General features: G+C 72.0%; 10 protein-coding genes. 5 read left to right on the top strand and 5 right to left on the bottom strand.

The window, feature by feature from the left end; genetic code table 11:
* A partial coding sequence (locus ABZ342_RS45335; RefSeq protein WP_360487234.1) for an AAA family ATPase occupies positions 1–1,479 on the top strand: 1,479 nt, incomplete at its 5' end.
* Between the two features lie 59 nt (positions 1,480–1,538).
* Here the strand turns inward: ABZ342_RS45335 and ABZ342_RS45330 are convergent.
* From ABZ342_RS45330 to ABZ342_RS45320, 3 genes are all read right to left on the bottom strand, one after another.
* On the bottom strand, positions 1,539–2,588 hold the full coding sequence (locus ABZ342_RS45330; protein ID WP_360487231.1) for a hypothetical protein: 1,050 nt from the start codon (positions 2,586–2,588) through the stop codon (positions 1,539–1,541).
* The gene (locus ABZ342_RS45325) at positions 2,588–3,088 is read right to left on the bottom strand and encodes a SigE family RNA polymerase sigma factor (protein ID WP_360487228.1); all 501 of its coding nucleotides are present in this window, start codon (positions 3,086–3,088) and stop codon (positions 2,588–2,590) included. Before ABZ342_RS45325 ends, ABZ342_RS45330 begins: the two co-directional genes overlap by 1 nt.
* A gap of 70 nt (positions 3,089–3,158) precedes the next feature.
* Entirely contained in the window at positions 3,159–4,100 is a 942-nt protein-coding gene (locus ABZ342_RS45320; protein ID WP_360487225.1) for an SDR family NAD(P)-dependent oxidoreductase, read from the bottom strand.
* Between the two features lie 62 nt (positions 4,101–4,162).
* On the opposite strand from ABZ342_RS45320, the gene ABZ342_RS45315 reads away from it, so the two are divergent.
* Positions 4,163–4,711 carry a TetR/AcrR family transcriptional regulator gene (locus ABZ342_RS45315; protein WP_360487222.1) on the top strand — a complete coding sequence of 183 codons (549 nt, stop codon included), beginning with the start codon at positions 4,163–4,165 and terminating at the stop codon, positions 4,709–4,711.
* Positions 4,712–4,723: 12 nt separating this feature from the next.
* Here the strand turns inward: ABZ342_RS45315 and ABZ342_RS45310 are convergent, their stop codons facing one another.
* Positions 4,724–5,746 (bottom strand): aldo/keto reductase, encoded by a 1,023-nt coding sequence (locus ABZ342_RS45310; RefSeq protein ID WP_360487219.1) that lies wholly within the window; start codon positions 5,744–5,746, stop codon positions 4,724–4,726.
* Between the two features lie 117 nt (positions 5,747–5,863).
* Between ABZ342_RS45310 and ABZ342_RS45305 the strand changes: the two genes are divergently transcribed.
* Positions 5,864–6,433: a TetR/AcrR family transcriptional regulator gene (locus ABZ342_RS45305; RefSeq protein ID WP_360487216.1), complete on the top strand. Its 570-nt coding sequence runs from the start codon at positions 5,864–5,866 to the stop codon at positions 6,431–6,433.
* Between the two features lie 44 nt (positions 6,434–6,477).
* Here the strand turns inward: ABZ342_RS45305 and ABZ342_RS45300 are convergent, their stop codons facing one another.
* Complete coding sequence (locus tag ABZ342_RS45300; RefSeq protein WP_360487213.1) at positions 6,478–7,134, bottom strand: helix-turn-helix domain-containing protein; 657 nt, start codon at positions 7,132–7,134, stop codon at positions 6,478–6,480.
* Positions 7,135–7,184: 50 nt separating this feature from the next.
* Here ABZ342_RS45300 and ABZ342_RS45295 point away from each other — a divergent pair, with 50 nt between their 5' ends.
* Positions 7,185–8,312 (top strand): glycosyltransferase, encoded by a 1,128-nt coding sequence (locus tag ABZ342_RS45295; RefSeq protein ID WP_360487210.1) that lies wholly within the window; start codon positions 7,185–7,187, stop codon positions 8,310–8,312.
* Positions 8,312–8,749 carry a nitroreductase/quinone reductase family protein gene (locus ABZ342_RS45290; RefSeq protein ID WP_360487207.1) on the top strand — a complete coding sequence of 146 codons (438 nt, stop codon included), beginning with the start codon at positions 8,312–8,314 and terminating at the stop codon, positions 8,747–8,749. The genes ABZ342_RS45295 and ABZ342_RS45290 overlap by 1 nt, the downstream gene beginning before the upstream one ends.
* Positions 8,750–8,794: the final 45 nt, after the last annotated feature.

Genomic DNA, 8,794 nt, shown 5'->3' with positions numbered 1-8,794 from the left:
ATCGAGCTGTGCGACCTCCCGCGGTACGACTCGTCGGCGACGCTGACGACCACTGTGGACGGTCTGCTCGGCGCGCACCCGCGGCTCACCGGGCGGTCGGTGACGCTGCGGCTGGACGAGGTGCTGGCCAGGACGCACCGGTTCCGGCGTGACCGCGTGCCGGGGTTCCGCGCCTACCAGCGGCTGCGCAACGAGCTCGTCGCGGCCGAACGCGACCGGCTCCGGCTGGCCGAGTACCGGCCGAAGGTGATGAGCGCCTTCGTGCGCAACCGGCTGCTCGACGACGTCTACCTGCCGCTGATCGGCGACAACCTGGCCAAGCAGCTCGGCGCGACCGGGGACGCCAGGCGCACCGACCAGTCCGGCCTGCTCCTGCTGATTTCACCGCCGGGGTACGGCAAGACGACGCTCATGGAGTACGTCGCCAGCCGGCTCGGACTGGTGTTCGTGAAGGTCAACGGGCCGGCGCTCGGCCACGACGTCACCTCCGTCGACCCGGCCGACGCGCCCAACGCGACCGCGCGGCAGGAGGTCGAGAAGATCTCGTTCGCGCTGGAGCAGGGCAACAACGTGCTGCTGTACCTCGACGACATCCAGCACACGTCACCGGAGCTGCTGCAGAAGTTCATCTCGCTGTGCGACGCGCAGCGGCGGATGGAAGGCGTGTGGGAGGGCCGCACGCGGACCTACGACCTGCGCGGCAAGCGGTTCGCGGTGTGCATGGCCGGCAACCCGTACACCGAGCAGGGCAAGCGGTTCCGCATCCCCGACATGCTCGCCAACCGCGCGGACGTGTGGAACCTCGGCGACGTGCTGTCCGGCAAGGAGGACCTCTTCGCGCTGAGCTACGTCGAGAACTCGCTGACGTCGAACCCCGTGCTGGCCCCGCTCGTCTCGCGGGAGCGGTCCGATGTGGACGTCCTGGTGCGGATGGCGCGCGGTGACGGTTCCGTGCGCGCCGACCAGCTTTCGCAGGCGTATTCGGCGACGGAGCTGGAGCAGATCCTCGCGGTGCTGCGGAAGCTCCTGCGGGTGCAGCGGACCGTGCTGGCGAACAACCAGGCCTACATCGCTTCGGCGGCGCAGGCGGACGCGTCCCGCACGGAACCGCCGTTCCAGCTGCAGGGTTCGTACCGGAACATGACCAAGCTGGCCGAGCGGATCGTGCCCGCGATGAACGACGCGGAACTCGAGGCCCTGATCGACGACCACTACGCGGGCGAGGCGCAGACGCTGACTTCGGGCGCCGAAGCCAACCTGCTCAAGCTGGCCGAGCTGCGGGGACGCCTGTCCGAAGACCAGGCCCGGCGGTGGGCCGACGTCAAGGCCGCGTACCTGCGGGCGCAGGCGCTGGGCGGCGACGACGAGGATCCGATGAGCCGCGCGGTCGGCGCGGTGGGCCTGCTGGCCGACCGGGTGGGCGCGGTCGAAACCGCCATCGGACGTGCGGCGCAACGGCTGGTGCGCGAGGAAGCGTGATCGCTTCGACGCCGAGCGTGGGTCCTCCTCGGTCGCGTCCGAAGAGGACCCACGAGACCTCAGCGGGGCAGGACGAGGTGGTCGGCGATGGCGTACAGCTCCGCCTGCGCGCCGGGTCCCGCGATGGCGACTGGCGCGTCGTGGACGGCCTTGAGGATCCAGAGCGTGCGGTAACCGTGCTCGTCCACATAGCGGGTCTCGTGTCCCTGGACCGGTTGCCCCGCGGTGCCATGCACCTGGCCGGGCTCGTCGCTGCGGACCTGGACCGGCGGCAAGGTGGCGCACGTGCCCACCGAGTAGCTCGTGCGCGAACCGCTCGGGCCGCTCGGGCCGCCCTTCTCGACGTCGAACGTGCACATCCGCAGGCCGTCGGGCAGCTTGCCGAGGCCGAACGCCGGGGTGACGGTGGCCTTGCCCGGGAAGGTGACGTTCTCCGCGACGCGGCGGCCCGCGTCGGTCAGTTGCTGCGCCGACGCCGTGCTGCCCGGCTCCGCGGCCACGTTGACGTACAGCGAGCCGCCATCGGGGTGGGTCAGGTACACCTCGTAACCGCCCGGGCCGCCGGAGTGCGAGCTCTCCACGCCGGCCCGTCCGCCGAGGGTGACGGGCCGGCCCGGACCGGACTTGAAGGCGGCCTGCCCGACCGGCATCATCCGCATTTCCTGCACGTCCACGAGCAGGACCTGAGGCCCGGACGTGACGGTCAGCATGTACTCGCCGCCGTACACCGGCTTGTCGGGCTGCGCCGCGCTGCCACCGATGTTGATCCGGCGCGCGAGGTAGTCGGCCTTGCCCGGCGGCAGCCAGCCGAGGGAGTAGGGCATGGCCAGCTCCGCGATGGCCGGCTTGGCCGGCGCCGCGACGGCGGCCGAACCGCCGGTCGGGCCGGCGCCGGTGGCCACCTGGCTGTCGCGCGCGGGCCGGTTCAGCGCGACGACGGCGACCGCGGCCAGGACGAGCAGGACCACTCCGGCGGCCGCGAGCGGACGGCTCACCACGGCGCGCCGGCGGTCGAGGCGCTCACGCGTGGCCGCCAGTACCTGGTCGCTGTCGGGGGCGTCGGGCTCGTGGGCGGTGAAGGTGTCCTTGATCAGGTTCTCGATGTCCATCAGCTCTCCTTCGCCTGGACCATCCGGTCGATGCTCAGGCCGTGTCGCAGGGTCGTCAGGGCTTTGCGGGCGTGGGCCCGCACGGTGGCCTGGGCGCAGCCGAGCAGGTCGGCGATGTCGGCGTCGGCGAGCTGCTCGTAGTACCGGAGCACCACGACCGCGCGCTGGCGCCGGGGCAACCGCGCCAGGCGCTGCCACATGTCCTCACGTGCCGCGTGGTCCGACGCGAAGTCGTCCGGCCGCGCCTCGTCCGGCGGGTCGCCCACGGCGATCAACCGCGCCGACCGGCTGCGCCGCCAGGACAGGTAGTCGTTGGTCACCATCCGCAGGACGTAACGGTCGGGGTGCTCGGCGTCGCTGACCCGCGACCACCGTCGGTACGCCTTGACCAGCACGTCCTGCACCAGGTCGGCGGCCTGTTCCCGCTCCCCGGTCAGCATCGTCGCGTAGCGCAGCAACCGCGGCAGGTGCGCCCGGACGAAGTCCTCGTAGTGAGCCATCACTAGGAAGACTGCCGCGGCGCGCGATCCGTGTACCTCCACGCAGAACTTCTTCCGGCACCGCCCGTGGTCAGTTCCGGGTCAGGGTCGCCGACACCTTCCAGAGGCGCTCCGCGGTGGCCGGGTCGAGGGCCCATTCCTTCACCCCGTGCGGGTGGTCGGCGAGTTCGGCGTCGTCCGGCACGGTGTACGCCTCTTGCGCGTCGTCGAGGTAGTGACCGCCGGTGTGGGCGAACTGGGGCGCGACCGCCGCGACGACGCTCGTCGCCGCTCCCTGTCCGACCGTCTTGTAGGCGAAGACGCCCGCGGCTTCGGCCGCGGCGAGGGATCGTTTCTGTGCCGGGGTGAAGTTCCGTTGCAGTCCGGTCGCGACTCCGCCGGGGTTGACGGTGTTCGTGAAGATCCCGTCGGCCGCCCAGCGGCGGGTTGCTTCGACCGCGAACAGCGAGTTCGCCGTTTTCGATTGCGCGTAAGCGATTTGGGGGTCGTAGGCGCGGCGGGTGAAGTGCAGGTCGGTGAAGTCGATGCCGGCGCGCATGTGCGCCGTCGAGCTGACCGAGACGATCCGGGCCTCGCCGCGGTCCGCGGCGCCGCGGACCAGCGCCGCGTGCAGACCGGTGGCCAGAGCGAAGTGGCCGAGGTGGTTCGTCGCGAACTGCAGCTCCCAGCCCTGCGCGGTGGAGGCCGGCCCGCCGGTGACGATGCCCGCGTTGTTCACCAGGAGGTGCAGGGGCCCGTCCCAGGCTTGCGTGAACCGGCGGACGGACACCGGGTCGGCGAGGTCGAGCCGGGCGACCCGCGAACGGGGCCCCGCGGTCGCGGCGGCGGTGTTCCGGACGGCCAGGGTCACCTCGGCCCCCGCGGCGGCCAGCGCGCGAGCGGTTTCCGCGCCGATGCCGGACGCCGCCCCGGTGACGATCGCGCGGACGCCCCCGAGGTCGACGCCCGCCAGCACGTCGTCCGCGGTGCTGGTGGCGGTGAACGGCGTGGTGATGAGCTTTCGCGCGGTCATGAACGCACTATACAGACTAAGCAGATCTTGTATAGTTGGGTCAGGGCCCGTAGAGTCCTCGCATGGCCGTTTCCGAAGCTCCGGACGCCACCGAGACCGGTCGTCGTGACGCGGTGCTCGAGTCGGCGCTGCTGACGTTCGCCCGGCACGGGTACCGGAAGACCTCCATGGAGGAGGTCGCGCGCGCGGCCCGGATCTCCCGGCCGGGCCTGTACTTCCTGTTCACGTCCAAGCAGTACCTGTTCCGGGCGGCGGTCACCCGGGCGATCGAGCAGGACCTCGCCGCGGCCGAGGAGATCCTCGCCGACCCCGGAAAGCCGTTGCGGGAGCGGCTGGCCGGCGCGTTCGACCGGTGGGCCGGCCGCTACGTCGGGCCGATGAGCCGCGACGTCCCGGCGGTGATCGAACAGAACCCGGACCTGCTCGGGCCGATCACCCGCACGGCCCCGAAGCGGTTCGAAGAGCTCGTCGTCGCCGCGGTGGGCGGGAAGGCCGCGACGGGTGTCGCGCAGACCTTGATCAGCGCGTCGGTCGGGGTGAAGCACCAGGTGGAAACCCGGGAGGCGTATCTCGGCCGCATGACCACCGCGATCGGCCTCCTCGTCCCCTGACGCTCGACCCGGCTAGGCTGCGGCGCGCTCGGCGAGCGGGCGGCGGCGCAGGCCCGGGTCGTGCACGGCCGGCGGCTGGTAGTTCTGGTCGAGCGTGCCGATGTTGGTGCCCGGCGGCACGATTTCGTCGATGCGGTCGAGGACGTCGTCGGTGAGCCGGACCTCCACGCCGGCCAGCAGGTCGTCGAGCTGGGGCATGGTCCGCGGGCCGAGCAGTGCGCTGGTGACGCCGGGGTGGGCGATGACGAAGGCCATCGCGAGGTGGGTCATCGGCAGGCCGGCTTCGGCGGCCAGCGGAACGAGCTGCTCGACGACGTCGAGCCGGCGTTCGTCGGTGAGGTGCTTGAGCAGGTGCGCCCGGCGCAGGTCGTTCCGCTCGCCCTTGCGGACGCGCCCGGTGAGCAGGCCCTGACCGAGCGGGCCCCAGATCAGCGTGCCCATGCCGAAGCGCTCGGCCAGCGGCAGCACTTCGCGTTCGACGCCGCGGTTGAGGAGGGAGTAGGCCGCCTGCTCGGCGCGGAACCGCGCCAGGCCGCTCCGTTCGGCGACCCACTGGGCCTCGACGATGTCGGACGCGAGGCTCTGGGACGTGCCGATCGCGCGGATCTTGCCGGCGCGGAGCAGGTCGGTCAGGGCGGAAAGCGTTTCCTCGACGTCCGTCGCGGGGTCGGTGCGGTGCAGCTGGTAGAGATCGATGTGGTCGACCCCCAGGCGCCGCAACGAGTTCTCGACGGCGGTGACGATCCAGCGCCGGGACGCGCCTTGGTGGTGCGGGTCGTCGCCGACCTGCCGGCCGAACTTGGTGGCGAGCACGACGTCGTCGCGGCGGCCCCGCAACGCTTTGCCGACGACCTCTTCGGAGTCGTCGTAGGCGTCGGCGGTGTCGACGAAGTTGATCCCCGCGTCCAGTGCCTTGTGGATCATGCGGGCGGAGTCGTCCGGGTCGGGATTGCCGAAGGAGGTCGCGAACATCATCGCGCCGAGCGCGTACGGGCTGACCTTGATCCCGGTCCGGCCGAGGGTGCGGTAGTGCATGGGTTCTCTTCCCGTCGAGGTGCCGGCCGGCGCCGATGCCGTACGCTGGCCGTAAGTGGAAACCTATTCCGGAACTATACGGAAAAGCTTTCCGGTTACGCAACCGAGAGGGGCGAAGTGACCCAGGAGACCCGGCGGCGGCGCGCCGACGCCCAACGCAACGTCGAGGCCTTGATCGAGGCGGCGCGGACGGTCTTCGACACCTCCGGCGTCGACGCCCCGGCGAAAGAGATCACCGACCTCGCCGGAGTCGGCGTCGGCACGCTGTACCGGCACTTCCCCCAGCGCTCGGACCTGGTCAAGGCCGTCGTGCGGACCGGGATCGACGTCGTCGCCGACGCCGGCCCCGAGCTGAGCACCGCCCACCCGCCGGAGCGGGCGCTTTCGCTCTGGATCGACCGGTTCGTCGAACTCCTCGGGACCAAGCGCGGGCTCGCCTCGGCCCTGCACTCGGGCGATCCGGCGTTCGAAGGGCTGCCCGGCTACTTCATGGAGCGGCTGGTTCCCACGCTCACGGCCCTGCTCGACGCGGCGGCCGCCGACGGCGCGATCCGCGACGACCTCGGCGCCGAGGACCTCCTGTACGCAATCACGTTGTTGTGCCAGCCCGTTCCCGGCCGCGAGCCGGGGCACGGCAGGCGCTTGGTCGCCGTCCTCGTCGACGGCCTCCGCTACGGCGCCGGCTGAAGGGCGGCGACCACCTGGTCACGCGAACCGGCCGTACCTGGCGCCTACTGCGCGGATCCGCTCGCGTCGGCTTGACGCGCGTCGCCGAGGAGGTCGATCCGGAGCGCCTCCGCGATCCGGCCCACCAGCCAGGTCTCCGCCCTCGGGTAGCTCCAGCCGAAGTCGTGGACCAGGCGGCGCCACGACGGGTAGCCCAGGAAGTACGCCAGCACGTCGACCGCGTCGCCGGTCGTTCCCGGTAGGGCGCCCAGGTCCCGCAGCCGCGTGGCGACCAAGCCGAGACCGCCGCGAAAGCCCTGCTCGGCGGCGGCCGCGGCGGCCGCGGTCCCCTCGTCGGTGTGTTTCGTGGTGAGCATCAGCTCGAAGATGTCGGCGTACTCCTGAGCGCCGAACCGGGCGGCCGCTACGCAGCCGCGGAGGACCTCGCCGGGGTTCGTGGCCGTGGTGACGCGGTCGGCTGCCTCCTGCAGGCGGGTGTCACCCGCGGCGCTGGAGACCAGCTCGTCCAGCAACCGCGGCTTTCCGCCCACGCTCGCGTACACCGTCGCCGTCGCCACCCGCGCGGCCGCGGCGATCTCCTGGATGGTGGTCGCGGCGTAACCGCGCTCGGCGAACAGCCGGCGCGCGGCGTCGAGGATGGCCTGCCGCGTCTGCGCGGCGGCCTCCCGGCGGCGCGGCGAATTGTACGAGGCGGAGGACACGGCAATGACTATAAGGCAAGCCGGTTGACAAGAACTCTACTCTGATCAATATGCGAATTCTCTTGTCGACTGTGCCCGCGCACGGCCACTTGTTCCCCCTGCTGCCGCTGGGGCGGGCCTTGGCTGCACGCGGCCACCAGGTCGGCGTCCTGACCTCCGGTGCACTGGCACCCGCGGTGGACGACGAGCCTCTCGAGCTGGTCGCCGCGGGCCCGGCCATGGACGCGGTGTTCGCCGAGTCCGCGCGCCGCAGCGGTGACGACGGCACGACGGTGCCCACCTTCGCGATGGTCGCGACCTTGTTCGCCGACGTCCGGGTCGGCCTGGCCGGCGCCGAATCCCTGCGCGCCGCGCGGGAATGGCGGCCGGACGTGGTGGTGCACGAAGCCACCGACCTGATCGGCCCGCTGGTCGCGGCCGCGCTGGACGTCCCGCTGCTGACCCACGCACTCGGCCCCGGTCACCCACCCGAGCTGCTGAAAGCCTTCGCCGAGGCGGCCGCGCCGCGGTGGGCCGAACTCGGCGTCGACGCTCCCGTCGAGGCGGTCGGCGGGAGGTACCTGGACATCTGCCCGCCCACGCTGCAGTTCCCGGGCTGGCTGCCGCCCGCCGACCGGGTGCCGCTGCGCCCCGAACCGCACACGGTCCTCCCGCCGGGGCCGCCGGTCTTCGACTCGCCCGCTCCGGGACGCGGGCGGGTGCTGGTCACCTTCGGCACGCACTTCACCGCGCCCGAAATCGTCTCGCCGGTTGTGCGGGGCCTGACGGGACAGGGCTTCGAGGTCGCGGTCACCGTCGGTCTCGGTCGCTCCGCCGCCGACTACGGCCTCCCGGAGGAGGTGCGGCTGGTCCCGTTCACCCCGATGGCCCGGCTGCTGTCCCATGTGGACGTCATGGTCACGCACGGCGGCGCCGGCAGTGTGCTGTCCGGCCTCTCGCGGGGGCTGCCGCTGGTCGTGGTGCCCCAGGCCGCCGACCAGTTCGTCCAAGCCGAACTCGCCGCCGCCAACGGCGTGGGGGTCGCCGTCCGCCCGGGCGAGGATCTCGCTGACGCCCTCGAGCGGGCCACCGACCCGGCAGTGCGCGAGCGCGCTCGCTCGGTGGCCGCCGAAATCGCGGCGCTACCGGACGCGGCGGCGCTGGCCGAGTCGTTCCCCGCACTGGTGGAGGCGCGCTGATGGCCGATCGGTACAGCGACCCGGACATGGGGTCGTGGAACGCGAAGATCATGGCCGAGTTCCGCGCCGGCCACGGCAAGGTCGGCGGCGTGTTCGCCGACGTCCCGCTGCTGCTGCTCACCACCGTCGGCGCGCGCAGCGGCCGCGAGTCCACCACGCCACTGGGCTACTTGCCCGACGGTGACCGCCGGATCGTCTTCGCCACCAACGGCGGTCAAGCGCGTAACCCGGCGTGGTACCACAACCTGCTGGCGCAGCCGCGGGTGCGCGTCGAGGTCGGCACCGGAACCCAGATCGAGGAGTACGTCTGCACCGCGACGGTGCTGACCGGCGCCGAACGTGACGCGTTGTGGAACGAGCAGGAGTCCCGCGCGCCGGTCTTCGCCGAGTACAAGAGCAAAACGGATCGGCTGATCCCGGTCATCGCCTTGGCGTAGCGCCGGGACCGGCGTCCTCGAAGAAAGTCCTCGAGGACGCCGGGC

It is taken from the genome of Amycolatopsis sp. NPDC005961, from assembly GCF_040629235.1.
In the GTDB taxonomy this organism is placed as follows: Bacteria; Actinomycetota; Actinomycetes; order Mycobacteriales; family Pseudonocardiaceae; genus Amycolatopsis; species Amycolatopsis camponoti.
Note: the sequence above shows the minus strand (reverse complement) of the source record. Positions and strands in the feature narration are given on the sequence as shown.

Coding starts and splice junctions, on each gene's coding strand:
- ABZ342_RS45310 (WP_360487219.1), bottom strand. CDS start 5,746: ATGCACTACCGCACCCTCGGCCGGACCGGGATCAAGGTCAGCCCGTAC.
- ABZ342_RS45320 (WP_360487225.1), bottom strand. CDS start 4,100: ATGACCGCGCGAAAGCTCATCACCACGCCGTTCACCGCCACCAGCACC.
- ABZ342_RS45325 (WP_360487228.1), bottom strand. CDS start 3,088: ATGGCTCACTACGAGGACTTCGTCCGGGCGCACCTGCCGCGGTTGCTG.
- ABZ342_RS45330 (WP_360487231.1), bottom strand. CDS start 2,588: ATGGACATCGAGAACCTGATCAAGGACACCTTCACCGCCCACGAGCCC.
- ABZ342_RS45315 (WP_360487222.1), top strand. CDS start 4,163: ATGGCCGTTTCCGAAGCTCCGGACGCCACCGAGACCGGTCGTCGTGAC.
- ABZ342_RS45290 (WP_360487207.1), top strand. CDS start 8,312: ATGGCCGATCGGTACAGCGACCCGGACATGGGGTCGTGGAACGCGAAG.
- ABZ342_RS45295 (WP_360487210.1), top strand. CDS start 7,185: ATGCGAATTCTCTTGTCGACTGTGCCCGCGCACGGCCACTTGTTCCCC.